The following is a 26,015-nucleotide window of genomic DNA, read 5'->3' as shown; positions in this document are numbered from 1 at the left end:
TAGATTCTTAAGGCGAACACCGCTGGTCAAAGTTCCGACCCTTGAGTAACATGGCGGACTCCTTGCCGGGCGCGTGAAAACGATCGATTCGCCCATTTGGCACTATTTTTTGAAGGGTATCAGAACGAGAGTGGCACAAAAAGATTATGTAGGCCGCGGGCGTTCAACAGGGACGCGTCGCAAAAAAAGCCCCAGCCGTGGCAAGAAGAGTAAAGGCGGTTCGGGAACATCAAAATTGATGATTGTACTGGCGGTTGCGGTGTTGGTGACCTTTGCCGGTGGTTTATGGTTCCTGGCGCATCACAAAAAAGAGGACGTGCCGGTCATTACGGATCATAAAGCCAACGGTAATGGCTTACCGCCTAAGCCGGAAGAGCGCTGGAAGTACATCAAAGAGCTGGAAAATCGTCAGGTTACGGTGCCGACGCCTATCGAACCCTCTTCGGGCGGTGAAGTGAAGTCTCAGACTCAGCTGACTGACGAGCAGCGCCAGTTGTTAGAGCAGATGCAGGCCGACATGCGTCAGCAGCCCACGCAACTGAACGAAGTACCGTGGAACGAACAGACGCCGGCTCAGCGTCAGCAGACGCTACAGCACCAGCAGCAGTTGCAACAGCTGCAACGTCAGCAGCAGCAGGACCAGCAGCAGCAACAACGCCAGCAGCTGCAGGCGCAGCAACAGCAGCAACGTCAGTTGCAGTTACAACAGCAGCAGCAACGTCAGCAACAGCAGTTGCAGCAACAACAACGTCAGCAGCAGCAGCAGCAGCAGCAGCAGCAAAACGTACAACGCCAGGCGCAGCCTGCACCGATTACGCGTGAACCGGTATCACCACCGAAACCGCAGGAAACGGCGAAAGCCAAACCGGCAGAGAAAGCCTCTTCTCAGCGCTGGATGGTGCAGTGTGGCTCCTTTAAAGGCACAGACCAGGCCGAATCAGTCCGTGCCGGCTTAGCCTTTGAAGGTTTTGAAAGCCGGATTACTACCGGCGGTGGCTGGAATCGCGTGGTGATTGGTCCCTATAAAGATCGCGCCACCGCTGACAGCACCCTGAAACGCCTGCGCAGTTCCGGCCACTCCAGCTGTATTCCGCTCGCCGTCGGGGGTTGAAACCCGTCAAACCCGCCCCATATCTGTTTGCATGATCCTCCGCGCCCGGTGCGCGGAGCCTTTTTCCGAATGCAACAAGGGGTCTGCCCGTGACAACAATAGTAAGTGTACGACGCAACGGCCAGGTAGTGATTGGCGGTGATGGCCAGGCTACGCTGGGCAATACCGTAATGAAAGGCAACGTTAAAAAAGTGCGTCGTTTATACAACGATAAAGTGATCGCTGGCTTCGCTGGCGGCACTGCAGATGCCTTCACCCTATTCGAACTCTTCGAACGTAAACTGGAAATGCATCAGGGTCACCTGGTGAAAGCGGCGGTTGAGCTGGCCAAAGACTGGCGTACTGACCGCATGCTGCGCCGCCTTGAAGCATTACTGGCGGTCGCCGATGAGTCAGCGTCGCTGATCATCAGCGGCAACGGTGATGTCATCCAGCCTGAAAATGATCTGATCGCCATCGGTTCCGGTGGTCCTTTCGCCCAGGCAGCAGCCCGTGCGCTGCTGGAAAATACCGAAATGGGTGCACGCGACATCGTCGAGAAATCGCTGAACATCGCGGGTGATATCTGCATCTACACTAACCATAACGTTAATTTCGAAGAATTACCGTCCAAGGCGTAAGGATTAAAACATGTCTGAGATGACTCCACGCGAAATCGTCAGCGAGCTGAACCGTTTTATCATTGGCCAGGACAGCGCTAAGCGCGCCGTGGCTATTGCGCTGCGCAACCGCTGGCGCCGCATGCAGCTTGATGAAGAGCTGCGCCATGAAGTGACACCTAAAAACATCCTGATGATTGGCCCGACCGGTGTCGGTAAAACCGAGATCGCTCGTCGACTGGCTAAACTGGCCAACGCGCCGTTTATCAAAGTTGAAGCGACGAAGTTCACCGAAGTGGGCTATGTCGGTAAAGAAGTGGACTCAATCATCCGCGATCTGACCGACTCCGCGATCAAAATGGTGCGCAGTCAGGCGATTGAAAAGAACAAATACCGTGCTGAAGAGATGGCGGAAGAGCGCATTCTTGATGTGCTGATCCCACCGGCAAAAAATAACTGGGGCCAGCCAGAGCAGGCACCTGAGCCGTCAGCCGCCCGCCAGTCTTTCCGCAAAAAGCTGCGTGAAGGCCAGCTGGATGATAAAGAGATTGAGATCGACCTGGCCGCCAGCGGTCCGGGCGTTGAGATCATGGCCCCTCCTGGCATGGAAGAGATGACCAGCCAGCTGCAGTCGATGTTCCAGAACCTCGGCGGTCAGAAACAGAAACCACGCAAGCTGAAGATCAAAGAAGCGATGAAGCTGCTGGTGGAAGAAGAAGCGGCCAAACTGGTGAACCCGGAAGAGCTGAAGCAGGAAGCGATTGAGGCGGTCGAGCAGCACGGAATCGTGTTTATCGATGAGATCGACAAAATCTGTAAGCGCGGCGGCCAGAACGCCGGCGGCCCGGATGTCTCACGCGAAGGGGTTCAGCGCGACCTGCTGCCGCTGGTTGAAGGCTGTACGGTTTCGACCAAACACGGCATGGTGAAAACTGACCACATCCTGTTTATCGCTTCAGGCGCTTTCCAGGTGGCCAGCCCATCCGATCTGATCCCGGAACTGCAGGGTCGTCTGCCAATCCGTGTCGAACTGCAGGCACTGACGGTAAATGATTTCGAGCGCATCCTGACTGAACCGAACGCGTCGGTCACCGTGCAGTATAAAGCGCTGATGAACACCGAAGGCGTGAATATCGACTTCACCGACGACGGTATCCGTCGTATCGCTGAAGCGGCCTGGCAGGTCAACGAAACCACCGAAAACATCGGTGCGCGTCGTCTGCATACGGTGCTGGAGCGTCTGATGGAGGATATCTCCTATGACGCCAGCGATCGCCACGGCGAATCGGTCACCATTGATGCTGAGTATGTCGGTAAGCATCTGGATGAACTGGTGGCGGATGAAGACCTGAGCCGCTTCATCCTGTAATCGAGCCGATCAGCATTTTTCTAAAGCCCAGCCATCCGGTTGGGCTTTTTTCTGCATGCTCTTGATGCAACGCTGCTTTTTTCCACTGATGATTTTGCCAACAATCAGCATAAAGCGATATACTTACCGCTCCTGTGGCAAACAGACGAAACCCTTATGAAATACGATACATCTGAACTCTGCGACATCTACCATGAAGAAGTGAACGTTGTTGAACCGCTTTTTTCAAATTTTGGTGGGCGCACTTCATTCGGTGGTCAGATTACCACAGTGAAATGCTTTGAAGACAACGGCTTACTTTACGACCTGCTGGAAGAAAACGGCCGTGGTCGGGTGCTGGTGATTGATGGCGGCGGCTCGGTCCGTCGCGCACTGGTCGATGCCCAGCTGGCGCGCCTGGCAGCCACTAACGAGTGGGAAGGCCTGGTAATCTACGGTTCGGTCCGTCAGGTTGATGAGCTGGAAGAGCTGGAGATCGGCATTCAGGCTATCGCGGCGATTCCGGCGGGCGCAGCCGGTGAAGGGATTGGTGAGAGCGATGTGCGCGTCAATTTTGGCGGCGTCACCTTCTTTTCCGGCGACCATCTCTATGCCGATAACACCGGCATCATCCTGTCAGAAGACGCGCTGGACCTCGAATAACGCCAGCAATGAAAACGGGTGCCTCAGCACCCGTTTTTCACGTCAGCTGAGGCTTCAAACCTCTTCCATTTTTCCCAGCAATGCACGCAGACGTTCCTGCCATACGTGTTGCTCTTCTTTCAGGTGCTGATTTTCACGCATCAGCGCGTCGTGGTTGCCCGCGACTTGTTGCGCATCGTTACGCAGTGAGTTGTTCTGCTCTTTCAGCTCTTCGATTTCCATCTGCAACAGGGTGATGGTATCAATCGCCTGCTGTACTTTCGCTTCCAGTTTCTCAAACACTTCAAATGACATCTTTCTGACCTCTCCTAAATTCCTGCAAGGCGTTGATGATGCCAGCGTAAGCCAGCAACGTTGTCCCGATTGTATGTAGCCTCACCCCGCAAGTCCAGCAACGCGGGCGCGCCGGGCGCAGTCTGTAACACTTTTCAGCCAATCCCTAAGATTCCGCTGCGCTTATTGCGGCTGCGCTTTTGCTGCCCGTGTCCGCTGCCGCAATCCGGGTCGAATGATGATTAAAGAAAACCGAAACACGCGAAAACGCGCATTTTTATGACACAGTACACAAAAAATGATTTCGCTATTTCTCGTTTATGTTCGTTAACGATAAATTCACAACAGCCCTACAATAAAGCTGGGTGACTCATGGACTGAGAACAAAAACTGATAAAATTTAACCTCGCTTCAGGAACAATATTATGAGTCAGACAACTAACACGCTCAAAGGTCAGTGTATTGCCGAATTTCTGGGGACCGGCTTGATCATTTTCTTTGGTGCAGGCTGTGTGGCTGCACTGAAACTCGCCGGTGCCGCCTTCGGTCAGTGGGAAATCTGTATTATCTGGGGCCTGGGTGTTTCCATGGCTGCCTACCTTACCGCCGGCATTTCAGGTGCGCATCTGAATCCGGCAATCACCGTTGCGCTGTGCCTGTTTGCCAATTTTGAAGGACGTAAGGTCGTACCATATATCGTGTCACAGGTGGCTGGCGCTTTCTGTGCTGCGGCGCTGGTGTACGGTCTCTACTACAGCCTGTTTATCGACTACGAGCAGAGCCATCAGATGGTGCGCGGTACGGTTGAAAGCCTCGACCTGGCAGGCATCTTCTCTACCTACCCTAACCCGCACATCGGCGTGGGCCAGGCTTTCCTGGTTGAGATGGTGATCACCGCGGTATTAATGGCGGTCATCATGGGCCTGACGGATGACGGCAACGGCATTCCACGCGGTCCGCTGGCACCGCTGCTGATCGGCCTGCTGGTGGCGATTATCGGTGGCGCGATGGGTCCACTGACCGGCTTCGCCCTGAACCCGGCACGTGATTTCGGACCAAAGATCTTCGCATGGCTGGCAGGCTGGGGTAACGTTGCCTTTACCGGCGGTCGTGACATTCCTTACTTCCTCGTGCCGATTTTTGGCCCGCTGGTTGGCGCCTGCCTGGGTGCAGTCGGTTATCGCGTACTGATTGCCCGTTACCTGCCAGGTACCGCTCAGGAACCGGCCAGCGTTCCAGCAGAAAAACCGGTTGCGCGCGCTCAGCAGCGTAAAGCGTAAGTTTCACCTTTTATCATCAGGACTGAATTTATGACTACCACCGATAAAAAATATATTGTCGCGCTCGATCAGGGCACAACCAGCTCACGCGCCGTCGTTCTTGACCACGACTCCAATATCGTCGCGGTATCGCAGCGCGAATTTACCCAGATCTACCCGAAAGCGGGCTGGGTTGAACATGATCCAATGGATATCTGGGCTTCACAAAGCTCAACGCTGGTTGAAGTGCTGGCACATGCCGACATCCGCTCTGATGAGATCGCGGCAATCGGTATCACCAACCAGCGCGAAACCGCTATCGTCTGGGAAAAAGAGACCGGTAAGCCAATTTACAACGCCATCGTCTGGCAGGACCCGCGTACCGCTGATTACTGCCACAAACTGAAGAAAGAGGGTCTGGAAGAATATATCCAGCACACTACCGGTCTGGTGATTAACCCTTATTTCTCCGGAACCAAAGTGAAGTGGATTCTGGATCACGTTGAAGGCTCGCGTGAGCGTGCGAAACGTGGCGAGCTGCTGTTCGGTACCGTCGATACCTGGCTGGTCTGGAAAATGACTCAGGGCCGGGTGCATATCACCGACTACACCAACGCCTCCCGTACTATGATGTTTAACATTCATAAGCTGGAGTGGGATCAGCGTATGCTGGATATCCTGGATATCCCGCGTGAAATGCTGCCAGAAGTGAAGTCCTCTTCTGAAGTCTATGGTCAGACCAACATCGGCGGTAAAGGCGGTACACGTATTCCTATCGCCGGGATTGCCGGTGACCAGCAGGCTGCGCTGTATGGCCAGCTCTGTGTACAGCCTGGCATGGCGAAAAATACCTACGGCACCGGCTGCTTTATGCTGATGAACACCGGTACTGAAGCGGTGACCTCAACGCACGGCCTGCTGACCACTATTGCCTGTGGCCCGCGCGGTGAAGTGAACTATGCACTGGAAGGGGCTGTGTTTATCGGTGGTGCCTCTATTCAGTGGCTGCGCGATGAGATGAAGCTGATCAGTGAAGCTGCTGACTCTGAATACTTCGCGATGAAAGTGAAAGACACCAACGGCGTTTACATGGTGCCTGCTTTCACCGGCCTGGGCGCACCTTACTGGGACCCGTATGCCCGTGGTGCGATTTTCGGCCTGACCCGTGGTGCCAACGCTAACCACATCATCCGTGCGACGCTGGAGTCTATCGCTTATCAGACCCGTGACGTGCTGGAAGCAATGCAGAATGATGCCAACACCCGCCTGCAGGCGCTGCGTGTCGATGGTGGCGCGGTTTCCAACAACTTCCTGATGCAGTTCCAGTCTGACATCCTCGGCACCCGTGTTGAGCGTCCGGAAGTGCGTGAAGTCACCGCGCTGGGTTCTGCTTATCTGGCGGGTCTGGCGGTCGGCTTCTGGCAGGATCTGGATGAAGTCCGCTCGAAAGCGGTTATCGAGCGTGAGTTCCGCCCAAGCCTGGAAACCACCGAGCGTAACTTCCGTTATGCTGGCTGGAAGAAAGCCGTTGCCCGCGCCCAGGCGTGGGAAGATCAAGAGTAAGATCAAAGCCCGCGACCGTTGCTGTCGCGGGCCTTTTCCCCGCCCTGCTGCCCCGCTGTGTTACACTGCCTGCCTGTTTTTTGTCAGGTAGATGCCATGAAACGAGAACTTGCGATTGAATTTTCCCGCGTAACCGAAGCTGCCGCCCTGGCAGGCTATCACTGGTTAGGACGCGGCGACAAAAATGCGGCCGACGGTGCCGCTGTCCATGCCATGCGACACGTACTCAACTCGATTGAAATTGACGGTCAGATTGTGATCGGTGAAGGCGAAATCGATGAAGCGCCGATGCTCTATATCGGTGAGAAAGTCGGCACCGGGCGCGGCGATGCGGTCGATATCGCGGTCGATCCGATTGAAGGCACCCGCATGACTGCCCTCGGTCAGGCGAACGCCCTGGCGGTGATGGCCGTCGGCGACAAAGGCAGCTTTCTCCATGCGCCCGACATGTACATGGAAAAGCTGATTGTCGGTCCGGCAGCGCGCGGCAAGATCGATCTCGACCTGCCGCTGGAAACCAACCTGCGCAATATCGCCGTCGCGATGAACAAACCGCTGGCGCAGTTAACCGTGTCGATTCTGGCGAAGCCGCGCCATGACGCCGTGATCGCCGGGCTGCAGCAGCTTGGCGTGCGGGTCTTTACCTTCCCTGACGGCGACGTGGCGGCCTCTATTCTGACCTGTATGCCGGACAGCGAAGTGGATGTGATGTACGGCATCGGCGGCGCACCGGAAGGCGTGGTGTCAGCGGCGGTGATCCGCGCGCTGGACGGCGATATGCAGGGCCGCTTACTGCCGCGCCATCAGGTTAAAGGCGACAGCGCAGAGAACCGGCGGCTCGGCGAGCAGGAGCTGCAGCGCTGCGCGGAGATGGGCATTGAAGCGGGTAAAGTGCTGGCGCTGGATGAGATGGCGCGCAATGACAATGTGGTGTTTGCCGCCACCGGCATTACCAGTGGCGACCTGCTAAAGGGCATCACCCGTCAGGGCAATATCGCCACCAGTGAAACCCTGCTGATTCGCGGTAAGTCGCGCACCATTCGCCGCATCCAGTCGATTCACTACCTCGACCGTAAAGATCCGGCGCTGCATCCGTTTATCCTGTAACCGGCTGGTTGCCGCGCTCCGGCTGACGTGAGAGCGGCAACCAGCACAGCAGCATCACCAGCGCCGTGAAGAACATCAGCATGCCGAGGCTGAACTGATCGCGCTGCGGCATCATGGCTGACAGCCACGCCACCAGGCCCGATCCCAGGTTCTGCATCCCGCCAATCAGCGCGCCCGCGCTACCCGCCAGCCAGGCGTAGGGTTCCATTGCGCCCGATGTCGCCAGTGGAAACAACATCCCCGCGCCAAAGAAGAACAACGCAGCCGGCACCAGCAGCGTCCAGATATTCATTACGCCGAACCAGGCCGGGATCCACATCAGCACGCCCGCCAGCAGGCAGCTATTCACGCCCCACCACATCAGGCTATGCCAGGAGCCCTGCTCGCGGCCAGCGAACCAGGCGCCAAAAAACGCCGCCGGAATGGGCAGGATAAACAGAATGCTGACGGTCAGGCTGTTCAGGCCGAGCACGCCGCCCAGCAACACGCCACAGCTCGATTCAAACACCGCAATGCCCGCCAGCGCGCCAATCAGCAACACAATGTAGCGGACAAAATTGACGTCACTGAGCAAGCGAACATAGCGTTTAAAGAACGGCGTCACTTCGGCACTGTAGGGTCGGGTTTCCGGCAGCCAGCGCGCCATCGAGCCGGTTACGGCCAGACAGAGCAGCAGCAGGAAGGCGAAGCAGGCATGCCAGCCAAACAGCTGAGTCAGCAGTGCGCCAATCACCGGAGCCAGCAGCGGGCTGACCAGAATCCCCATATTGAGCAGGCTGTTGGCGCGGCGCAGCGCGTGTCCCTCGTAGAGATCGCGCGGCATGGTACGGGCCATCACGCCCGCAACGCCGGTTCCCAGTCCCTGCACCGCGCTGCCGAGCACCAGCATATCAAGCGACGTCGCCATCAACGCGGTGATCGCGCCGATCATAAAGATCATCATACCCGCCAGGATCACCGGCCGGCGTCCGACGCTGTCTGACAGCGGACCGTAGATCAGCTGCGATCCGCCATAGGTCATTAAATAGGCTGCCATCACTCGCTGCAGCGCACCATCACGTACGTGAAGTGCGTCAGCCATCGCGGCCATCGCCGGGACATAGATGGTCTGCGCCATCTGTCCCACCGCCACCAGCACAATCAGCATCACCAGCAAAGGGCGGTTTTCCAGTTTATTCTTCATGATTGAGTAACATTTCGGTCTGAGAAAAGGGGTTAAAACAGCCGTTAACCGGCTGGATACTTCGTTATGGCGGGAAAAATATCAGGATTAAATGACAAAGCGAGAGGATGCCGAAAAGGGCCAGACTTGCGCCCGTCAAGTTTATGCACCAGCTTGTAAAGGTAACGCAACAGTTTGTCGATTAGAGCCTTTGTCCGGAGGCAGGGTAGCAATCTTGCGGCGCAGTCGCGAAAATAGCCATCTGCCTGAATAATCAACAACCAGGGAGTGATTATGGCCGAGTGGGTCAATGCTGAAGTGAAGGAAGTGAAAAACTGGACGGATGCGCTGTTCAGCCTTCGGGTTCAGGCGCCCGTTGATCCCTTTATCGCCGGGCAGTTTGCCAAGCTGGCGTTAGAAATCGACGGCGAACGTGTGCAGCGCGCTTACTCCTACGTTAATGCGCCAAAAGATGATCTGCTGGAGTTCTACCTGGTCACGGTACCGGAAGGCAAGCTCAGCCCGCATCTGCACGCGCTGCAGCCGGGCGATCAGGTGATGGTCACCAAAGAGGCGGCGGGGTTCTTTGTGCTGGATGAAGTACCGGACTGCCAGACCTTGTGGATGCTGGCGACCGGCACCGCTATCGGTCCCTATCTGTCAATGCTTCAGCAGGGCGAAGGGCTGGACAGGTTTGAAAATATCGTGCTGGTTCATGCGGCACGTTACGCGGCCGACCTGAGTTTTTTACCGCTGATGCAGCAGTTACAACAGACTTATCACGACAAGCTGCATATTCAGACGGTGGTCAGCCGCGAACAGATCGCCGGTTCGCTCACCGGTCGGGTGCCTGCACTGATTGAAAACGGCGAGCTGGAACGCGCAGTGGGATTATCGCTGGATGCCGACAGCAGCCATGTGATGCTGTGCGGCAACCCGCAGATGGTACGTGATACCCAGCAACTGCTCAAAGAGACGCGCGAGATGCGTAAACACCTGAAGCGTAAGCCGGGCCATATCACCAGCGAACATTACTGGTGAGCCGCCTGCCAGTAACGCACGGGCAGCGCCGCGGCACCAAACCGGTTATCGCCGGGGGTTCCGCGAAATACGCCGAGATCGAGCAGTAATCCCGCCAGTATCACAAACGGAATGGCGCGTCCCACCAGCCACGGCAGGATGCCCTCTAACATGCTCCAGTTTCCCGCCACCAGCAGCCAGGCGGCGATGAGTAAAAATCCCCAGTAGCCGCGACGGTTACGATCGTGCAGGCGCTTCACCAGCACCGCGCTGGCAGGCCACAGCAGGCAAACCACGCCAAACGCAGCCATCTGCGTATCGAGCCAGTCGTTACCTGCCAGAACGAATAATAAGGTGGTAGCCAGCAGCCACACAGCCTGCCAGATCCAGAAATCACGTCGCCCCAGCCGGCCCCGATAAGAAAAACACCATTGTTGTAACGTCATGCATTATCATCCCGGAGAAATTAAAGCCGCCGCGCTTTTGACCTCGCGGATAAAAACCGTTCTAATTTGGGCCTGAGTTTACTGGTTAGGGTCGACAAAATGAAGAATTTGCCTGGCGCATTGCTGTTATCGCTTGCGCTGACGGTTCCGGCATTTGCCGCCGATCCGCAACCGCAGGATCGTGCCGATGCACTGCCCGCGGCGCCCTATCTGCTGGCGGGCGCGCCTACCTTTGATATGACTATCGGCCAGTTTCGCGAAAAGTATAATCTGGCTAACCCGACGCTGCCGCTGCAGGAGTATCGCGCCATTGATAATCGGGGTGATAAAAGCAATCTGACGCGCGCCGCCAGCAAAATTAATGAAACCCTGTATGCCTCTACGGCGCTGGAGCCGGGAACCGGCAAAATCAAAACGTTGCAGATTACCTGGCTGCCGTTGCCGGGTCCGGATCAGAGCGCATCACAGGAGAAAGCGCTGGCTTATATGACCGCCTCGCTGCGTTTCTTCGTGCCGGGATTAGGCGCTGAAGAGGGACGTAAAAAGCTGGATGGATTGCTAAAAGAGGGTAAGGGAACACCCTACTATGCACACGTCGAAGGCGCATTGCGTTTTGTGGTGGCTGACAACGGCGATAAGGGCTTAACCTTTGCCATTGAGCCGGTCAAACTGGCACTCGCGACCCCCTGATGATGTGGGCAAAAATGACGAAAAGCAAAGCCATCGCCACATTTGATCTCTATACTGTCTGGCAGACAACGCTGCCGGCTGGCAGCGATTTTTCATGTATCGCGTTATGCGGAGGATAGAATGCGACATCCACTGGTTATGGGTAACTGGAAGTTGAATGGCAGCAAGCAGATGACAGCCGAACTGATCGACGGTCTGCGCAAAGCACTCTCCGGCGTTGATGGGTGTGGCGTCGCCATTGCACCGCCAGCCCTCTATCTCGAGCAGGCGAAACATGCCATCTCTGGTAGCCACATCGCACTGGGTGCGCAGAACGTAGACGTTAACCTGTCTGGCGCCTTTACCGGTGAAGTTTCTGCGGAGATGCTGAAAGATATCGGTGCGAAATACATCATCATCGGTCACTCCGAACGCCGCACCTACCACAAAGAAAGCGACGAATTTATTGCGAAGAAATACGCAGTGCTGAAGTCTGTGGGTCTGGTACCGGTGCTGTGCATTGGCGAAACCGAAGCGGAAAACGAAGCGGGTCAAACCGAAGAAGTTTGCGCACGTCAGCTGGATGCCGTGCTGGAAACGCAGGGCGCCGAAGCGTTTAAAGATGCGGTTATCGCGTATGAGCCTGTCTGGGCTATCGGTACCGGCAAATCAGCGACGCCTGCGCAGGCGCAGGCGGTGCACAAATTTATTCGTGATCACATCGCGAAGAAAGATGCAGCGATCGCTGAACAGGTCATCATTCAGTACGGCGGTTCGGTTAACGACAAAAATGCCGCTGAGCTGTTCACCCAGCCCGACATTGATGGCGCGCTGGTTGGCGGTGCGTCACTGAAAGCCGATGCGTTTGCCGTGATTGTTAAAGCAGCCGCTGCGGCAAAAAATGCCTAAGCGTTAACGCATCCATCCTGAGGGCGGCTGATTAAGCCGCCTTTTTTATTGGCGGGATTAACTGGCAGTCGTGATCCTGTACCTCTTCCGCCGAACCGCGGTTCAGCAATAGCCAGTTACGCTCAATCGCCATCAGCACCAGCCGCCCATCGGGCAAACTCGCCATCGCCAGACCATATTTCCCCATCGCCGTTCGCGCCTGTGGCACCTCATCCGCCAGCCGGATAAAAACACTTTGCTGTGTCAGCTCTGCTGGCGTCAGCGCACGCAACCAGTAGCGATGGTTCCGCAGCGTCGCCGCCTGCCACTCAGCATTCAGTCGTGGTGTCAGCTGATCAAGCTGCTGGCGCACATCCGGCCGTAAACAGGAGAGGTGAATATGGAGCTGGTTCTGAGTGCGACCATACTGCGCGTTGATCGCCAGTGACAGCACCCGATCGTCAATCGGCGAGCCGCGTCGTTGCGCCAGTAGCTGGCGCTCATGCCAGGCGAAGGCGAAATAGTTGGGCGTGGCGGCATTAATTAACTGTGGGCTTTCCATGCCGCTGATTTTATCAATCGGGATCAGCAGATATTGCAGTGGACCGTGAATATCTTTCAGCGTGGCGTAGCGATGCTGCAGATCGACCCGCTGGCAGGGTGCCGGTTCACCACGACTCTGCTGATTGGGAAGGCATTTCTCGCTGACAATTTGCCACAGCGCATCAGCGTTCTTTTTGAAATGAAGAGCGGCAATCAGCATACCTCCAATCACCAGTACCAGCAGAAACGTAATCAGACCGACTGCACGATGTCCTGACTGCATAACAACAATCTCTGTGTGGTTCAGCAGCCTGCATCCTCGCCTGGCGATAAGCGAATGTCACGGAGAATTGTCGGAGTGAGGTATGTCATGAAGATGAGCGGGAGATGAGAGAAACGGCCAGCGCGGGAGGCGCTGGCCGAAGAGGTCAGGGTTTCATTACCTGGTCGTAGCTGCCGCCGTCGGCAAAGTGCGCTTTTTGCGCCTGCGTCCAGCCGCCAAATTTATCCTGAATGGTAAACAGCTTCACTGGCGCAAAGGTGCTGGCGAATTTTTTCGCCACTTCAGCGTCACGTGGACGATAGTAGTTCTGCGCGGCGATGGTCTGGCCTTCTGGCGAGTAGAGATATTTCAGGTAGGCATCCGCGACCTTACGCGTCCCCTTCTCATCCACCACTTTGTCGACCACTGATACGGTTGGCTCAGCCAGAATGGATTCGCTCGGGGTCACAATCTCGAACTTGTCTTTACCCAGCTTATTGACCGCCAGATACGCTTCGTTTTCCCAGGCGATCAGCACATCACCGATGCCGCGCTCAACAAAGGTATTGGTGGCGCCACGTGCGCCGGAATCCTGTACTTCTACGTTTTTAAACAGCGCCCGAACGTAGGCCAGTGCTTTAGCCTGATCGCCGTTATTGTGATCCAGCGCCCAGCCCCAGGCTGCCAGATAGTTCCAGCGTGCGCCACCGGAGGTTTTCGGGTTCGGCGTAATTACCGATACGCCAGGCTTGACCAGATCGCTCCAGTCATGGATTCCTTTAGGATTGCCTTTGCGTACCAGGAAGACGATGGTCGAGGTGTAAGGTGCGGAGTTCTCGGGCAGGCGCTGAAGCCAGTTTTTGTCGATACGGCCGCGCTCGGCAATCGCATCCACATCGGACTGCAACGCCAGCGTAACCACATCAGCACGAATGCCGTTGATGACAGAGGTTGCCTGCTTACCGGAACCGCCATGAGACTGACGGATCACGACGTTATCGCCGGTTTCCTGCTTATAGTGCGCACTGAACGCTTTGTTGTATTGCTCATACAACTCACGTGTCGGATCGTAGGAAACGTTTAATAACTGAATGTCTTTCGCCAGTACGCTGGTTGAGGCCAGCAACAGGGTGATTCCGATACTCCACTTGTTCATTACGCACTCTCCCAATGTCGTTATGGGCTAAGCGTGACATAAACCATTACAGAGCTAAAAGAATTAAAAATAAGCTGTTATAACCGTGCGGAATATAGAGGCAGGCAGAGCGGGCGTGCCAGATAGCACGCCCGGAATCGGGATCAATAAAGCTGTTTAGCGGTATCGAGCCAGTCGCGTTTGAACGGACGCTTCATATTTTCAATCGCATCGATGATGTCGTGATGCACCATCTTCTCATTCTGGATGCCGACGCAACGGCCGCCGTAACCCTGCATCAGCAGCTCAATTGAGTAGGCGCCCATGCGTGACGCCAGGATGCGGTCATAGGCACAAGGCGCGCCACCACGCTGAATGTGGCCCAGCACGGTTGAGCGGGTTTCGCGTTTGGTTTCGGTTTCAATAAAACGCGCCAGATCGTCGATATCACAGATATGTTCAGTAATCGCCACGATGGCGTGCTTTTTGCCTTTGGCGATGCCGGCTTTAATTTCCGCCACCAGCTCTTCGCGGGTGTAAGGAATTTCCGGCAGCACGATAAATTCGCAACCGCCCGCAATCGCCGCCGCCAGCGTCAGGTCACCGCAATAGCGACCCATCACTTCAACAATCGAAATACGCTGATGCGATGACGAAGTGTCACGCAGGCGGTCAATCGCCTCAACCACCGTTTCCAGCGCAGTGAAATAGCCGATGGTGTAATCGGTACCGGCGACGTCGTTATCAATGGTGCCAGGTAAACCGATGCACGGGAAGCCCATCTCGGTCAGGCGTTTAGCGCCCATGTAAGAACCATCACCGCCAATCACCACCAGCGCATCGATGCCGCGCTTTTTCATGTTTTCAATCGCGACCTGGCGAACGTCTTCATTACGAAATTCAGGGAAGCGTGCAGAACCCAGGAAAGTGCCGCCGCGATTGATCATGTCGGAGACGCTATAGCGATCGAGGTTGATCATGCGATCTTCATACAAACCCAGGTAACCGTCATAGATCCCAAAAACTTCCAGTCCTTCACTCAGCGCGGAACGTACCACTCCGCGAATAGCTGCGTTCATGCCTGGGGCGTCACCGCCGCTGGTCAATACACCAATTTTTTTGATCATGACAACCTCTGGATTGTTCAAAACTAAGGGTTAATCCTGCCTGTCGATCGCTGCTGAACACCATTCCTGCGATTAGCGCGACACGTGATGGCAGATAGTATATCAAAGGCTTGCTGCTGAATTGATTCAGGTCAGACAACTTTTCACTATTTTTTGCAGCAATGTTAGCGTTACGTCATGCCTTTCGTATCAGTTTGATTCATTTAGGTTAAAAACCTAAAGAATCTTCTCTCTCGAACGGTACCACAGAACAGGGATCCTGATGGATAATTACGTCCGAACCGGGAAATTCTTTGCGTAGCGCTTTCTCAACCTGGTCGGCGATGCGATGCGCCTGTACCAGCGGCAGCTGATCCTCCAGCTCAAGATGCAGCTGGATAAATTTGGTGGGTCCGGACTGGCGGGTGCGCAAATCGTGTACGCCCTGCACCTGCGGCCACTGCGTCGCGAGCGTCAGAATCTGCTGCTGTTCCGCTTCCGGTAGCGCGCGATCCAGCAGCGCCTGCACCGCCTCATACCCCATACGCAGCGCGCTATACAGAATGAAGACTCCGATGCCCAGCGCAAACAGCGCATCTGCGCGGGCAAAACCATACCCGCTCAGTACCAGCGCCACCAGGATAGCCCCGTTCATGATGACATCGGACTGATAGTGCAGCATATCTGCCCGTATCGCCTGGCTGCGGGTTTTGCGCACCACCCAGCGTTGAAATGCGACCAGTATCAGGGTCGAAGCCAGCGCCACCACGGTAACCACAATCCCCACGCCCGGCGCGCGCAAAACGTTGGGTGAAGCAAGATGTTGCAGGCCGGTGAGAAACAGAAACAGCGCTGAGCCGGAGATAAACATGCTTTGCGCCAGCGCCGCCAGCGACTCCGCTTTGCCGTGACCAAAAGTGTGGTCCTCATCTGCCGGCTGAAGCGCATATCGCACCACCAGCAGGTTGGTCAGCGAAGCGGCGATATCAACCAGTGAGTCGACCAGTGCAGCCAGTAAACTCACTGAACCGGTATACCACCAGGCGAAAATCTTCACGATTAACAGGACAGACGCAAGAATAGTGGCAGCCAGAGCAGCACGTTTTACCAGTCGGCCATAAGAGGGTTGCATGCCAGGTTCCGTATGCAGCATCAGGAGTGATGCGCACCCAAATCAAAGAATGGCTAAAGTTTAACACTGCTGTCAGAAGACCGCTTAATTGTGATCAAAGAGAGGAATGGCGGTCGGGGAGAACACGAAGATAAAAACAAGCCCCGGCCTCAGCAGGAGGACGGGGCAAAGTGCTTAACACATCAGGACCAGCTCAACATCCACGCCTGGCCACGTCACCGAAAAAACCGGCAATTACTTTTTGCCGCCTTTTTTCCCAGCTTCTGATGCTTTTTCACGATCGTTTTTGAAATTTCCGCCGCCGCTATTCTGACCGCCTTTCTTACCAGCTTCAGACGCTTTTTGCGGATTTTCTGCGAAATTACCTGAACCACCACGATGCTCTGCCATAACTTACTCCATTGATTGATTCATTCAGGACGACATAATGTGGTTGTTGCTCCCTGAGACTTCGCGAAGACACTTAACATCCCTGTTGTGACAGAACTAAGTGTAGGAGTTGGTCCTGATCCGACAAGCGCAACGCGGGAAACGTATCCTGTTGAAAAGCGGAATGAATCAGGCAGGATGATTCGATATGCATTTATTTTTCAATCACTTATCATGTCTGACATTACGATTCCCCCTGTCGCTGCGCTTAACCGCAGTCGCCACGCTTAAAAGCGCAGAAACGGTTATGGTGGGAGATAAAGGAATAATAAGCGTTAACGAAATGAGGGTTTTATTGCGGAGTGATGATTACTGTCAAAACAAAAAAACCAAAAAAAAGATAAAAAAAACCCCCGCATCATGCGGGGGAAGACAGGGATGGTGTCTATGGCAAGGAAAACAGGGATACTATGTTACTGGTTACTGCTGGTACTACTCACTGCTTGCAGCGATGATGCTGACTGCAAATTCGATAAGTGTCGCAACTCATTGAGTCGCTGCTGGTAATTCTTCTGCAACGTCGCCTGCTGGGCTGGCGTGAGCAGATGAAACATTTGATTCTGTATACGTGCCATCTCGACCTGTTGTTCAACCTGAACTCTGGCGATGCTTTCCGCCTTCTCGCGGATGGCCGTTTCGTTAAAGGTGTCTGCAGTCACTAACTCATGCAGAGCGGCGATATCATCAAGACGGACCGCCGGACGTTCGTGTCGGGCCTGTTGCATCAGGTCACGCATCTGTTGACGCTGCTGTTCGGTCAACTCGATGCCCTCGAACATGTGGCTTTGCGGATTTTGCGTCATACTGCCTGTCGGCAATCCGCCGTGATGCATCTCGTCAATCGTCGTCGTATCTTTTGCACCTGCGCTGGCGAGACTGAGAGCCATCGCTGAGGCAAGGACGACGGCGGTTAATGTGCGCATCGTTTACTCCAGTTCGTTCCGTTTTGCGATTCAACGAGAGCCAGTGTACGGCGATAGCTGCAAACATCCGTCAGGGGGTGTAAAACTACGTAAAGCGATGGATGGGTCCGCCTGGAACACGCTATTTTGCCTGCGGAGGGCTACAAAAATGAATAAAATCCTGTTGGTAGATGATGACCGCGAATTAACTTCGCTTTTAAAAGAACTGTTAGAAATGGAAGGGTTTGAAGTGGTGGTAGCCAGCGACGGTGAACAAGCGCTGAACCTGCTCGATAACTCAATTGACCTGCTTTTACTGGATGTCATGATGCCGAAGAAAAACGGTATCGACACCCTGAAAGAGCTGCGACAGCAACATCAGACACCGGTCATCATGCTGACTGCACGCGGCAGCGAGCTGGATCGCGTGCTGGGCCTCGAACTCGGTGCCGATGACTATCTGCCTAAGCCGTTTAACGATCGCGAACTGGTAGCCCGTATCCGTGCCATTCTGCGCCGCTCTAACTGGAGTGAGCAGCAGCAACAGCATGACAACAGTTCACCCACGCTGGAGGTCGATTGCCTGCGCCTTAATCCGGGTCGCCAGGAAGCCAGCTTCGATGATGTGACGCTGGATCTCACCGGCACCGAATTTACTCTGCTCTATCTGCTGGCACAGCATCTGGGTCAGGTGGTGTCGCGTGAACATCTGAGTCAGGAAGTGCTCGGTAAACGCCTGACGCCATTTGACCGGGCAATTGACATGCACATCTCTAACCTGCGCCGTAAACTGCCTGAACGTCGTGATGGTCATCCGTGGTTCAAAACCTTACGTGGACGGGGTTACCTGATGGTCTCGGCATCATGATTGGCAGTCTGACCACCCGCATTTTTGCCATCTTCTGGTTAACCCTGGCGCTGGTGCTGATGCTGGTGTTGATGGTGCCCAAACTCGATTCACGACAGATGACCTCGCTGCTGGAAAGTGAACAGCGGCAGGGTACGATGATCGAGCAGCACGTTGAAGCAGAGCTGTCACAGGATCCCCCTAACGATCTGATGTGGTGGCGCCGCTTATTTCGTGCCGTCGAAAAGTGGGCACCGCCGGGTCAGCGGCTGTTGTTAGTTACCAGTGAAGGCCGGGTGATCGGCGCACAACATAATGAAATGCAGGTTATCCGCAACTTTATCGGCCAGTCCGATAATGCGGATCATCCGCAGAAGAAGAAATATGGTCGGGTTGAACTGGTCGGGCCGTTTGCCGTCCGGGATGGCGAAGATAATTATCAGCTCTATATGATCCGTCCCGCCAACAGTTCCCAGCTCGATTTCGTCAACCTGCTGTTTGACCGTCCCTTATTACTGCTTATCGTGACGATGCTGATCAGCTCACCGCTGCTGCTGTGGCTGGCGTGGAGCCTGGCGCGTCCGGCACGCAAGCTGAAGTACGCCGCCGATGAAGTGGCCAGCGGTAACCTGCGTCAGCATCCGGAACTGGAATCGGGCCCGCAGGAGTTTCTGGCAGCCGGTTCCAGCTTTAACCAGATGGTGAGTGCGCTGGAGCGGATGATGACCGGTCAGCAACGCCTGCTGTCAGACATCAGCCATGAGCTGCGAACCCCGCTCACCCGCCTGCAGCTGGCGACAGCGCTGCTGCGTCGTCGTCAGGGTGAAGGCAAAGAGCTGGAGCGCATCGAGATGGAAGCCCAGCGCCTGGATGGCATGATCAACGATCTGCTGGTGCTGTCACGCACCCAGCATAAGAATGCGCTGGTCAGTGAGGCGATGAAGGCGAATCAACTGTGGAACGGGGTACTGGAAGATGCCCGCTTCGAAGCCGAGCAGATGGGCAAGAAGATGGACATCCCTTATCCACCCGGTCCGTGGCCGCTGTATGGCAACCCGCACGCACTGGAGAGCGCGCTGGAGAATATCGTACGCAACGCGCTGCGCTATTCGCACAGCCACATCAGCGTCAGCTTCTCCGTCGATATCTCCGGCATTACGGTGCATGTCGATGACGATGGTCCTGGCGTCAGCCCGGAAGATCGCGAGCAGATTTTCCGGCCGTTCTACCGTACCGATGAAGCGCGCGATCGTGAGTCTGGCGGCACCGGCCTGGGGCTGGCGATTGTCGAAACCGCCGTGCAACAACACCGCGGCTGGGTCAAAGCCGACGACAGCCCGCTTGGCGGTCTGCGGCTGACGATCTGGCTACCGCTCTACTCCTCCGGGCGACAATAATTTGCTATGCTTCGGCCCTCGTTATCGGGGGCCTTATGCTTAACATTGTGTTGTTTGAACCTGAAATCCCGCCGAATACCGGCAATATCATTCGTCTGTGTGCCAATACCGGCTTTCAGCTACACCTGATTGAGCCGCTCGGGTTTGCCTGGGATGATAAGCGCTTACGTCGCGCGGGTCTGGATTACCACGAATTTACCGCGATCAAATTTCATGCTGACTATCAGGCATTTCTGACGGCAGAGTCGCCTGCACGTCTGTTTGCGCTGACCACCAAAGGCACGCCTGCGCACAGCGCAGTGCAGTATCAGGCCGGGGATTATTTACTGTTTGGTCCGGAAAGCCGCGGGCTACCGGCTGAGATTTTGCAGGCCTTGCCGGCGCAGCAGAAGATTCGTATACCGATGCAGGCCGAAAGCCGCAGCATGAACCTGTCGAATGCGGTCTCGGTGGTGGTGTATGAGGCGTGGCGCCAGCTGGATTACGCTGGCGCACTGCTTAAAGATTAGATGCCGTCGCCAAACTGAAAGCCCGCCAGGCTGCCATTAAAGTGCTGATCCATGTCCATAGATGGCTTATCACTGCCTGGCTTGCCAACGATACGCGCAGGCACGCCGGCGGCAGTGGTGTGCGGTGGCACAGGCTGCAATACCACCGAACCGGCGCCGATTTTCGCGCCGCGTCCGACTTCAATGTTGCCGAGAATTTTAGCGCCGGCACCAATCATCACCCCTTCGCGGATTTTTGGGTGGCGATCGCCGCTGGTTTTGCCGGTCCCGCCGAGCGTTACCGACTGCAGGATCGAGACATCATTCTCTACCACGGCCGTTTCACCAATGACGATACCGGTCGCATGGTCGAGCATAATGCCGTGACCGATGTTCGCCGCGGGATGAATATCGACCGCAAACGAGACAGAAATTTCATTCTGCAGATAGACCGCCAGCGCCCGACGTCCCTCGTTCCACAACCAGTGACCGATACGGTACGCCTGCAGGGCATGGAAGCCTTTGAGATAGAGCAGCGGCGTTGAATATTTATCTACCGCCGGATCGCGCTGACGTACCGCCTGAATATCACAGGCCGCGGAGAGGATCATTGAAGGGTCCTGACGATAGGCCTCTTCAATAATTTCCCGGATGGCGATAGCCGGCATAATCGGGTTAGCCAGCTTGTTAGCCAGCATATAACTCAACGCACTACCGAGATTCTCATGCTTAAGCAATGTCGCGTGGTAAAAGCTGGCCAGCATCGGCTCACAATCAGCCAGGGCTCGCGCTTCAGCTTTAATATTATTCCAGACCAGTTCTAACTCATCAGACGACATTGCTGTTTTCTCCCGATAAAAAAAGCGCCTGAATGGGCGCTACAGGTGATGACGCTACGCTTCCTGCTTTAGCTATTGCTGTTTTCGTCCTTCCTTGTCCGCCCCAGCAGGCTTAATGCTGCATCCCGCGCCGGTTTTTCGCAATACAGCACCTGATAAATCTGCTCGGTAATGGGCATTTCCACGCCAATCCGCGCAGCTAATGCTTTGACTTCTTTAGTGTTTCGGTAGCCTTCTACAACTTGTCCGATAATGCGTTGTGCGCTATCTACATCCTCGCCTTGTCCCAGCATCATGCCAAAACGACGGTTACGTGACTGATTATCGGTACAGGTCAGCACCAGATCGCCCAGACCCGCCATGCCCATAAAGGTGGTGGGATCGGCACCCAGCGCAGCGCCTAAGCGACTCATCTCCGCCAGTCCGCGGGTGATTAATGCGGTACGCGCATTGGCGCCAAATCCGATGCCATCCGAAATACCGGCCCCGATGGCAATGACGTTTTTCACTGCTCCACCCAGCTGTACGCCGATAAAGTCAGGGTTATTGTAGACGCGGAAACTTTTGCCACAGTGCAGCTTCTGCTGCAGATCGTCAGCAAACTGCGCATCGGTAGCCGCCAGTGCAATCGCGGTAGGCAAACCTGCCGCCAGCTCTTTCGCGAAGGTCGGGCCGGAGATCACCGCCAGCGGAATCGACTCGCCAACGATCTCTCGTGCCACATCCTGCAGCAGGCGTCCGGTCTCTTTTTCCAGCCCTTTGGTGGCCCAGACAATGCGCGAGTCTGCACGTAATTCCGGCTTAATCTGTTGCAGCACATCACCAAAGACGTGACTCGGCACCACAATCAACAGATCGCGGCTGGCCGCAATGGCTTTTGCCAGGTCAGGTTCAAGGGAGAGATTGTCGGGGAACGGCACGTCGGGCAGGAAAGCGGTGTTACAACGGTCAGACTGAAGTTGCGCCAGATGGGCCGGGTTATGCCCCCACAGCAGCACCGGATGGCCGTTGCGGGCCAGGGTAATCGCCAAAGCGGTGCCGTACGAGCCGGCACCGATGACGCTAATCGAAGCGTGAGTAGTCATCAGGCATCCTGATGTGGTTCAGCGCCTTCTTCACCTTGCTGCTGCTGCAGGTAGTTCATGAACAGCGCATCAAAGTTAACCGGCGCCAGGTTCAGCTGCGGGAAAGTACCACGAGAAACCAGGCTGGTAATGCATTCGCGTGCATACGGGAACAGAATGTTCGGGCAGTAAGCGCCCAGGCAATGTGCCATCTGCGTGCCTTCGATACCGCTGATGGTGAAAATACCGGCCTGCTGAACTTCACACAGGAAAGCCGTCTCTTCACCCACGGTCGCGGTTACAGTCACACGCAGCACGACTTCATAGACTTCGTCAGCCAGTTGAGAAGATGCAGTATCCAGATCCAGTTTTACGTCCGGCTCCCACTCTTTCTGGAAAACCTGCGGCGCGTTAGGCGCTTCAAACGAGATATCTTTGGTGTAGACGCGCTGAATCTGGAATTGCATTTCGTTAGTGTTGTGTTCTGACATGTGACCAGGTCCTATAAGTGAGAATATCCGGCGTAAACTTACGCCTGCAGTAAGGGATCTAAACCTTCGCGATTATCGAGTGCGAATAAGTCGTCGCAGCCGCCAATGTGCTGCGCATCAATGAAAATCTGAGGCACGGTCGTGCGGCCGCTGCGCTTGATCATCTCTTCACGTTTCGCCATGTCTCCATCGATGGGGATCTCCTGGAACGAAACGCCTTTTTGCGTCAACAGCGCCTTCGCCCGGTGGCAGTAAGGACAGGTTGCTTTGGTGTACATCTCAACATTTGCCATGATTAGCACCTCAGTAAGATTATTTACCGCGAATTAACGGCAGATTTTCACCGCTCCAGCCGCTGATGCCGTCTTTCAGCACCGAAACCTGAGTGAAGCCAGCTGCACTCAGATGGGCAGCAGGATCGGCTGCGCTTTGTCCGGTTGCACACACCACAATAATGGGCTGCGCTTTATGTTTTTCCAGTTCGCCTAAGTTGCCTTTTTTAATCTCTGCGGCTGCCACATTCAGCGCACCAGAGATATGCCCTCTGCGAAAATCGTCGCGCGAACGCACGTCTACAACTACCGCGTCCTCTTTGTTAATCAGGCGGGTTGCTTCACCGCGGCTGATGGTTTTTACCTTAGAGAACATTCCTTTAACGGTAGTCACAATCACCAGAACGAGTAAAGCGACCCACGCCAGACTGAGGATGGGGTGATTGCTTGCAAACTGCATAATTTCTTGCATGAGGGGTAACGACTCCAGACCGGGCTAATAAGCTAAAACAAGGGTTCTGAGTATACCTGCGCCACCTCTCATGTACAGATGCTAAGCGGCGAGAGTGGCAATTTGAGTGTCATTTTCCAAAAAAATCTGGCGAAAGCGCAAAAATGGCGTAACGCTTAGGCGATGTCCTGAGGAAACCGGACATAACTGGAAAAGCAAATGCCGGTGCGGTTTGCTGGTAAGCGGCGGTTCATCGTGGAATAATCATTGGCCTATGAAGGGAAAAACAACCGTTTCGCACACAAGGACCCGTCGCAACGGCCATAACCTGCCGTTGTCCACACATCTGTCCAGCCTCTCCCTTAGCCTGCTTTGTGCGGGCGCACTGTTATTGCCAGCCGCTGCGCAGAGTGCAGATGACAGCAAATCTCAGCTGCAGTCTATTCAGCAAAACATCGCCGAAAAAGAAAAAAGCGTCAAAGCGCAAAAGCTGCAGCGCAGCAAGCTGCTGGATCAGTTGCAGAGCCAGGAAAAAATTATCGCTCAGGCCAGTCGTCAGCTGCGTGAAACCCGCAATAGCCTGACGGCCCTGAATAATGAAATCACCCAGCTCGCCGCCTCGATTGCCCGGCTTGAAAAACAGCAGACACAGCAGGAAAAGCTGCTTTCGCAGCAGCTCGATGCTGCGTTTCGCCAGGGTCAGCATAATGGCCTGCAACTGCTGCTGGGTGGCGAAGAGAGCCAGCGCAGCGAGCGCATTCTGGCCTATTTTGGTTACCTGAATGCCGCGCGCCAGCAAAGCATTGAGGCACTACAGCAGACGCGGCAGAATTTGAATCAGCAGCGCGCCTCGCTGGAACAGAAACAGCAGCAGCAGAAGAGCCTGCTGGCCCAACAGCAAAGCCAGCAGCAGAAACTGCAACAGGCGAGCGCAGCACGTAAGAAAACCCTGACCTCTCTGGAAAGCGCACTGGAAAAAGATCAGGCCGATCTGGTGGAGATGCGCCAGAACGAAACCCGCCTGCAGGACAAAATCGCCCGGGCAGAACGCGAGGCGCGTGAACGTGCCGCCCGCGAAGCGCGTGAGGCGGAAAAAGTCCGTCAGCGTCAGGCGCAGGCGAAAGCCAAAGGCTCGCGTTATCAGCCGACCCAAAGTGAACGTGAACTGGTAGCCCGGACAGGCGGCTTAGGTCGCGCCGGCGGTCAGGCCTTGTGGCCGGTACGCGGGCGTATCGAACATCGCTTTGGTGAACAGTTACAGGGTGAACTGCGCTGGAAAGGGCTGGTGATTGATGCGCAGGAAGGCACCGAGGTGAAAGCCATTGCCGACGGTCGCGTGCTGATGGCCGACTGGCTGCAGGGCTATGGCCTGGTGGTAGTACTGGAGCACGGTAAAGGCGATATGAGCCTGTATGGCTATAACCAGAGTGCGCTGGTCACGGTAGGCGCGCAGGTGAAAGCCGGTCAGCCGATCGCGCTGGTCGGTACCAGCGGTGGCCGTGGCACCCCATCGCTCTATTTTGAAATCCGACGTCAGGGCCAGGCCGTCAACCCACTGCCGTGGTTAGGAAAATAAGTTTTGCTGCAACTTCGAAAAATCTCCGTACTGCTGAGCGGCCTGCTGCTCAGCTACGCTGCCCACGCGGGCAAACTCGCCATTGTGATTGATGATGTCGGCTATCGTCCTGCCGAAGAAAATAAGGTTCTGCAGATGCCGCAGGCGATTTCAGTTGCCGTGCTGCCCAATGCGCCGCACGCGCATGAGATGGCCAGCAAAGCGCATCAGATGGGGCACGAAGTGCTGATTCATCTGCCGATGGCACCGCTCAGCAAGCAACCGCTGGAGAAAGATACCTTAACGCCGGAGATGAGCAGCGAAGAGGTGGCGCGCATCATGCGCAATGCGGTCAACAACGTGCCTTATGCGGTGGGCCTCAATAACCACATGGGCAGCAGAATGACCTCCAGCCTGCCTGGGATGCAGAAAGTGATGCAGGCGCTTAATCACTACAATCTCTACTTCCTCGATAGCATGACGATTGCCAACAGTCAGGCTGTGCCAGCCGCGCAGGGAACACAGGTCAAAGTGCTGAAACGCAGAGTTTTTCTGGATGACAGCCAGGATATCAACGCCATTCGCCAGCAGTTCAGCCGCGCGGTGAAACTGGCGCAGCGTGATGGCTACGCCATCGCGATTGGTCATCCGCATCCCAATACGGTACGCGTGCTGCAACAGATGTTACCGACGCTGCCAGCGGAGATTACGTTAGTCCGGCCCAGTCAGTTGCTGAACGAGCCGTTGCATCGCGGGTCCCGTACGCCAGTTACGCCGCAAAAGCCGGCCACACCGCGCTTCCAGCCGCCAGGACTCTGTAAGCCAACGCAGCCGCTGACGCCGGTTCCGGCGACCCGGGCACTGAACGTAGTGAGCGAAAGCGTGGCCCAAAGCCCGCTGTTTACGCGGATAAAAAGTCTGTTCTGAATTTGCGATGAATGCTAAGTCTGCAGCTTAGCGTTCAATTCTATGCAGAAATTACTATAATCCCGGG

Annotated in this window: 29 protein-coding genes; 15 read left to right on the top strand and 14 right to left on the bottom strand. The window is 55.4% G+C overall.

Going from position 1 to position 26,015, the window contains the following annotated elements:
* Positions 1-130 precede the first annotated feature (130 nt).
* The 4 genes from ftsN (at position 131) to rraA (ending at position 3,721) form a co-directional block, all read left to right on the top strand.
* The gene (ftsN, locus tag WFK59_RS21505; RefSeq protein WP_336757256.1) at positions 131-1,111 is read left to right on the top strand and encodes a cell division protein FtsN; all 981 of its coding nucleotides are present in this window, start codon (positions 131-133) and stop codon (positions 1,109-1,111) included.
* Between the two features lie 89 nt (positions 1,112-1,200).
* Positions 1,201-1,731, top strand: a complete 531-nt coding sequence (gene hslV, locus WFK59_RS21500) for an ATP-dependent protease subunit HslV (protein WP_031377651.1) — start codon at positions 1,201-1,203, stop codon at positions 1,729-1,731.
* Between the two features lie 10 nt (positions 1,732-1,741).
* Positions 1,742-3,079, top strand: a complete 1,338-nt coding sequence (hslU, locus tag WFK59_RS21495) for an HslU--HslV peptidase ATPase subunit (protein WP_233985999.1) — start codon at positions 1,742-1,744, stop codon at positions 3,077-3,079.
* A 156-nt stretch (positions 3,080-3,235) separates the two neighbouring features.
* On the top strand, positions 3,236-3,721 hold the full coding sequence (gene rraA / locus WFK59_RS21490; protein WP_009088032.1) for a ribonuclease E activity regulator RraA: 486 nt from the start codon (positions 3,236-3,238) through the stop codon (positions 3,719-3,721).
* A 54-nt stretch (positions 3,722-3,775) separates the two neighbouring features.
* On the opposite strand, the gene zapB is transcribed toward rraA, so the two are convergent.
* The gene (gene zapB / locus WFK59_RS21485; protein WP_003851242.1) at positions 3,776-4,015 is read right to left on the bottom strand and encodes a cell division protein ZapB; all 240 of its coding nucleotides are present in this window, start codon (positions 4,013-4,015) and stop codon (positions 3,776-3,778) included.
* Positions 4,016-4,419: 404 nt separating this feature from the next.
* Between zapB and WFK59_RS21480 the strand changes: the two genes are divergently transcribed.
* The 3 genes from WFK59_RS21480 to glpX all read left to right on the top strand — a co-directional run bounded on the left by WFK59_RS21480 (position 4,420) and on the right by glpX (position 7,923).
* Positions 4,420-5,274: an MIP/aquaporin family protein gene (locus WFK59_RS21480; protein WP_094119932.1), complete on the top strand. Its 855-nt coding sequence runs from the start codon at positions 4,420-4,422 to the stop codon at positions 5,272-5,274.
* Between the two features lie 30 nt (positions 5,275-5,304).
* A complete protein-coding gene (glpK, locus tag WFK59_RS21475) occupies positions 5,305-6,816 on the top strand; it encodes a glycerol kinase GlpK (RefSeq protein WP_233985997.1) in 1,512 nt (503 codons plus the stop codon).
* Positions 6,817-6,912: 96 nt separating this feature from the next.
* The gene (gene glpX, locus WFK59_RS21470; protein WP_233985995.1) at positions 6,913-7,923 is read left to right on the top strand and encodes a class II fructose-bisphosphatase; all 1,011 of its coding nucleotides are present in this window, start codon (positions 6,913-6,915) and stop codon (positions 7,921-7,923) included.
* Here glpX and emrD read toward each other — a convergent pair.
* Positions 7,913-9,106 (bottom strand): multidrug efflux MFS transporter EmrD, encoded by a 1,194-nt coding sequence (gene emrD / locus WFK59_RS21465; protein WP_233985992.1) that lies wholly within the window; start codon positions 9,104-9,106, stop codon positions 7,913-7,915. The genes glpX and emrD overlap by 11 nt on opposite strands.
* 273 nt (positions 9,107-9,379) lie before the next feature.
* On the opposite strand from emrD, the gene fpr reads away from it, so the two are divergent.
* Entirely contained in the window at positions 9,380-10,126 is a 747-nt protein-coding gene (gene fpr, locus WFK59_RS21460; RefSeq protein WP_336757252.1) for a ferredoxin--NADP(+) reductase, read from the top strand.
* Here fpr and WFK59_RS21455 read toward each other — a convergent pair.
* A complete protein-coding gene (locus WFK59_RS21455; RefSeq protein WP_233985982.1) occupies positions 10,117-10,551 on the bottom strand; it encodes a DUF805 domain-containing protein in 435 nt (144 codons plus the stop codon). The genes fpr and WFK59_RS21455 overlap by 10 nt on opposite strands.
* Before the next feature lie 99 nt (positions 10,552-10,650).
* Here WFK59_RS21455 and WFK59_RS21450 point away from each other — a divergent pair, with 99 nt between their 5' ends.
* Together WFK59_RS21450 and tpiA are read left to right on the top strand one after the other, a co-directional pair.
* The gene (locus WFK59_RS21450; protein ID WP_336757250.1) at positions 10,651-11,241 is read left to right on the top strand and encodes a YiiQ family protein; all 591 of its coding nucleotides are present in this window, start codon (positions 10,651-10,653) and stop codon (positions 11,239-11,241) included.
* 120 nt (positions 11,242-11,361) lie between these two features.
* Complete coding sequence (tpiA, locus tag WFK59_RS21445) at positions 11,362-12,129, top strand: triose-phosphate isomerase (protein ID WP_233985977.1); 768 nt, start codon at positions 11,362-11,364, stop codon at positions 12,127-12,129.
* Between the two features lie 31 nt (positions 12,130-12,160).
* On the opposite strand, the gene WFK59_RS21440 is transcribed toward tpiA, so the two are convergent.
* The 6 genes from WFK59_RS21440 to cpxP all read right to left on the bottom strand — a co-directional run bounded on the left by WFK59_RS21440 (position 12,161) and on the right by cpxP (position 17,638).
* Complete coding sequence (locus WFK59_RS21440; RefSeq protein WP_233985969.1) at positions 12,161-12,934, bottom strand: CDP-diacylglycerol diphosphatase; 774 nt, start codon at positions 12,932-12,934, stop codon at positions 12,161-12,163.
* A 145-nt stretch (positions 12,935-13,079) separates the two neighbouring features.
* Positions 13,080-14,069 (bottom strand): sulfate ABC transporter substrate-binding protein, encoded by a 990-nt coding sequence (locus WFK59_RS21435; protein ID WP_233985967.1) that lies wholly within the window; start codon positions 14,067-14,069, stop codon positions 13,080-13,082.
* 143 nt (positions 14,070-14,212) lie between these two features.
* Positions 14,213-15,175 (bottom strand): 6-phosphofructokinase, encoded by a 963-nt coding sequence (pfkA, locus tag WFK59_RS21430; protein ID WP_046289520.1) that lies wholly within the window; start codon positions 15,173-15,175, stop codon positions 14,213-14,215.
* A 208-nt stretch (positions 15,176-15,383) separates the two neighbouring features.
* Positions 15,384-16,286, bottom strand: coding sequence for a CDF family cation-efflux transporter FieF (gene fieF, locus WFK59_RS21425; RefSeq protein WP_233985964.1), 903 nt, complete (start codon positions 16,284-16,286; stop codon positions 15,384-15,386).
* Between the two features lie 234 nt (positions 16,287-16,520).
* The gene (locus WFK59_RS21420) at positions 16,521-16,676 is read right to left on the bottom strand and encodes a general stress protein (RefSeq protein ID WP_031375603.1); all 156 of its coding nucleotides are present in this window, start codon (positions 16,674-16,676) and stop codon (positions 16,521-16,523) included.
* A 452-nt stretch (positions 16,677-17,128) separates the two neighbouring features.
* Positions 17,129-17,638, bottom strand: a complete 510-nt coding sequence (gene cpxP / locus WFK59_RS21415; protein WP_233985962.1) for a cell-envelope stress modulator CpxP — start codon at positions 17,636-17,638, stop codon at positions 17,129-17,131.
* Positions 17,639-17,786: 148 nt separating this feature from the next.
* Here cpxP and cpxR point away from each other — a divergent pair, with 148 nt between their 5' ends.
* From cpxR to trmL, 3 genes are read left to right on the top strand one after another with little or no spacing between them, the layout of a single operon-like run.
* Positions 17,787-18,485, top strand: coding sequence for an envelope stress response regulator transcription factor CpxR (cpxR, locus tag WFK59_RS21410; protein WP_009088062.1), 699 nt, complete (start codon positions 17,787-17,789; stop codon positions 18,483-18,485).
* On the top strand, positions 18,482-19,861 hold the full coding sequence (gene cpxA, locus WFK59_RS21405) for an envelope stress sensor histidine kinase CpxA (protein WP_233985955.1): 1,380 nt from the start codon (positions 18,482-18,484) through the stop codon (positions 19,859-19,861). The genes cpxR and cpxA overlap by 4 nt, the downstream gene beginning before the upstream one ends.
* A gap of 35 nt (positions 19,862-19,896) precedes the next feature.
* Positions 19,897-20,370, top strand: a complete 474-nt coding sequence (gene trmL / locus WFK59_RS21400; protein WP_293001284.1) for a tRNA (uridine(34)/cytosine(34)/5-carboxymethylaminomethyluridine(34)-2'-O)-methyltransferase TrmL — start codon at positions 19,897-19,899, stop codon at positions 20,368-20,370.
* Here the strand turns inward: trmL and cysE are convergent.
* The 5 genes from cysE to WFK59_RS21375 all read right to left on the bottom strand — a co-directional run bounded on the left by cysE (position 20,367) and on the right by WFK59_RS21375 (position 23,487).
* Positions 20,367-21,188, bottom strand: a complete 822-nt coding sequence (gene cysE / locus WFK59_RS21395; protein WP_094119920.1) for a serine O-acetyltransferase — start codon at positions 21,186-21,188, stop codon at positions 20,367-20,369. The genes trmL and cysE overlap by 4 nt on opposite strands.
* 68 nt (positions 21,189-21,256) lie before the next feature.
* The gene (gene gpsA, locus WFK59_RS21390) at positions 21,257-22,273 is read right to left on the bottom strand and encodes an NAD(P)H-dependent glycerol-3-phosphate dehydrogenase (RefSeq protein ID WP_336757243.1); all 1,017 of its coding nucleotides are present in this window, start codon (positions 22,271-22,273) and stop codon (positions 21,257-21,259) included.
* The gene (gene secB, locus WFK59_RS21385; protein ID WP_031375597.1) at positions 22,273-22,743 is read right to left on the bottom strand and encodes a protein-export chaperone SecB; all 471 of its coding nucleotides are present in this window, start codon (positions 22,741-22,743) and stop codon (positions 22,273-22,275) included. Before secB ends, gpsA begins: the two co-directional genes overlap by 1 nt.
* Before the next feature lie 38 nt (positions 22,744-22,781).
* The gene (gene grxC, locus WFK59_RS21380) at positions 22,782-23,036 is read right to left on the bottom strand and encodes a glutaredoxin 3 (protein ID WP_008926942.1); all 255 of its coding nucleotides are present in this window, start codon (positions 23,034-23,036) and stop codon (positions 22,782-22,784) included.
* A gap of 19 nt (positions 23,037-23,055) precedes the next feature.
* Positions 23,056-23,487 carry a rhodanese-like domain-containing protein gene (locus WFK59_RS21375; protein ID WP_233985949.1) on the bottom strand — a complete coding sequence of 144 codons (432 nt, stop codon included), beginning with the start codon at positions 23,485-23,487 and terminating at the stop codon, positions 23,056-23,058.
* Positions 23,488-23,740: 253 nt separating this feature from the next.
* Between WFK59_RS21375 and envC the strand changes: the two genes are divergently transcribed.
* Entirely contained in the window at positions 23,741-25,042 is a 1,302-nt protein-coding gene (gene envC / locus WFK59_RS21370; protein WP_233985939.1) for a murein hydrolase activator EnvC, read from the top strand.
* 3 nt (positions 25,043-25,045) lie between these two features.
* Positions 25,046-25,948, top strand: coding sequence for a divergent polysaccharide deacetylase family protein (locus tag WFK59_RS21365; RefSeq protein ID WP_233985931.1), 903 nt, complete (start codon positions 25,046-25,048; stop codon positions 25,946-25,948).
* The last annotated feature ends 67 nt before the right edge of the window (positions 25,949-26,015 follow it).

Origin of the sequence: Pantoea sp. USHLN298 (assembly GCF_037149395.1) — a bacterium.
Lineage (GTDB): Bacteria > Pseudomonadota > Gammaproteobacteria > Enterobacterales > Enterobacteriaceae > Pantoea > Pantoea astica.
Note: the sequence above shows the minus strand (reverse complement) of the source record. Positions and strands in the feature narration are given on the sequence as shown.

Excerpts from the sequence above, each read along its gene's own strand:
- hslU (WP_233985999.1), top strand. The coding sequence starts at position 1,742 with ATGTCTGAGATGACTCCACGCGAAATCGTCAGCGAGCTGAACCGTTTT.
- rraA (WP_009088032.1), top strand. The coding sequence starts at position 3,236 with ATGAAATACGATACATCTGAACTCTGCGACATCTACCATGAAGAAGTG.
- zapB (WP_003851242.1), bottom strand. The coding sequence starts at position 4,015 with ATGTCATTTGAAGTGTTTGAGAAACTGGAAGCGAAAGTACAGCAGGCG.
- WFK59_RS21480 (WP_094119932.1), top strand. The coding sequence starts at position 4,420 with ATGAGTCAGACAACTAACACGCTCAAAGGTCAGTGTATTGCCGAATTT.
- glpK (WP_233985997.1), top strand. The coding sequence starts at position 5,305 with ATGACTACCACCGATAAAAAATATATTGTCGCGCTCGATCAGGGCACA.
- glpX (WP_233985995.1), top strand. The coding sequence starts at position 6,913 with ATGAAACGAGAACTTGCGATTGAATTTTCCCGCGTAACCGAAGCTGCC.
- emrD (WP_233985992.1), bottom strand. The coding sequence starts at position 9,106 with ATGAAGAATAAACTGGAAAACCGCCCTTTGCTGGTGATGCTGATTGTG.
- fpr (WP_336757252.1), top strand. The coding sequence starts at position 9,380 with ATGGCCGAGTGGGTCAATGCTGAAGTGAAGGAAGTGAAAAACTGGACG.
- WFK59_RS21455 (WP_233985982.1), bottom strand. The coding sequence starts at position 10,551 with ATGACGTTACAACAATGGTGTTTTTCTTATCGGGGCCGGCTGGGGCGA.
- WFK59_RS21450 (WP_336757250.1), top strand. The coding sequence starts at position 10,651 with ATGAAGAATTTGCCTGGCGCATTGCTGTTATCGCTTGCGCTGACGGTT.
- tpiA (WP_233985977.1), top strand. The coding sequence starts at position 11,362 with ATGCGACATCCACTGGTTATGGGTAACTGGAAGTTGAATGGCAGCAAG.
- WFK59_RS21440 (WP_233985969.1), bottom strand. The coding sequence starts at position 12,934 with ATGCAGTCAGGACATCGTGCAGTCGGTCTGATTACGTTTCTGCTGGTA.
- WFK59_RS21435 (WP_233985967.1), bottom strand. The coding sequence starts at position 14,069 with ATGAACAAGTGGAGTATCGGAATCACCCTGTTGCTGGCCTCAACCAGC.
- pfkA (WP_046289520.1), bottom strand. The coding sequence starts at position 15,175 with ATGATCAAAAAAATTGGTGTATTGACCAGCGGCGGTGACGCCCCAGGC.
- fieF (WP_233985964.1), bottom strand. The coding sequence starts at position 16,286 with ATGCAACCCTCTTATGGCCGACTGGTAAAACGTGCTGCTCTGGCTGCC.
- WFK59_RS21420 (WP_031375603.1), bottom strand. The coding sequence starts at position 16,676 with ATGGCAGAGCATCGTGGTGGTTCAGGTAATTTCGCAGAAAATCCGCAA.
- cpxP (WP_233985962.1), bottom strand. The coding sequence starts at position 17,638 with ATGCGCACATTAACCGCCGTCGTCCTTGCCTCAGCGATGGCTCTCAGT.
- cpxR (WP_009088062.1), top strand. The coding sequence starts at position 17,787 with ATGAATAAAATCCTGTTGGTAGATGATGACCGCGAATTAACTTCGCTT.
- cpxA (WP_233985955.1), top strand. The coding sequence starts at position 18,482 with ATGATTGGCAGTCTGACCACCCGCATTTTTGCCATCTTCTGGTTAACC.
- trmL (WP_293001284.1), top strand. The coding sequence starts at position 19,897 with ATGCTTAACATTGTGTTGTTTGAACCTGAAATCCCGCCGAATACCGGC.
- cysE (WP_094119920.1), bottom strand. The coding sequence starts at position 21,188 with ATGTCGTCTGATGAGTTAGAACTGGTCTGGAATAATATTAAAGCTGAA.
- gpsA (WP_336757243.1), bottom strand. The coding sequence starts at position 22,273 with ATGACTACTCACGCTTCGATTAGCGTCATCGGTGCCGGCTCGTACGGC.
- secB (WP_031375597.1), bottom strand. The coding sequence starts at position 22,743 with ATGTCAGAACACAACACTAACGAAATGCAATTCCAGATTCAGCGCGTC.
- grxC (WP_008926942.1), bottom strand. The coding sequence starts at position 23,036 with ATGGCAAATGTTGAGATGTACACCAAAGCAACCTGTCCTTACTGCCAC.
- WFK59_RS21375 (WP_233985949.1), bottom strand. The coding sequence starts at position 23,487 with ATGCAAGAAATTATGCAGTTTGCAAGCAATCACCCCATCCTCAGTCTG.
- envC (WP_233985939.1), top strand. The coding sequence starts at position 23,741 with ATGAAGGGAAAAACAACCGTTTCGCACACAAGGACCCGTCGCAACGGC.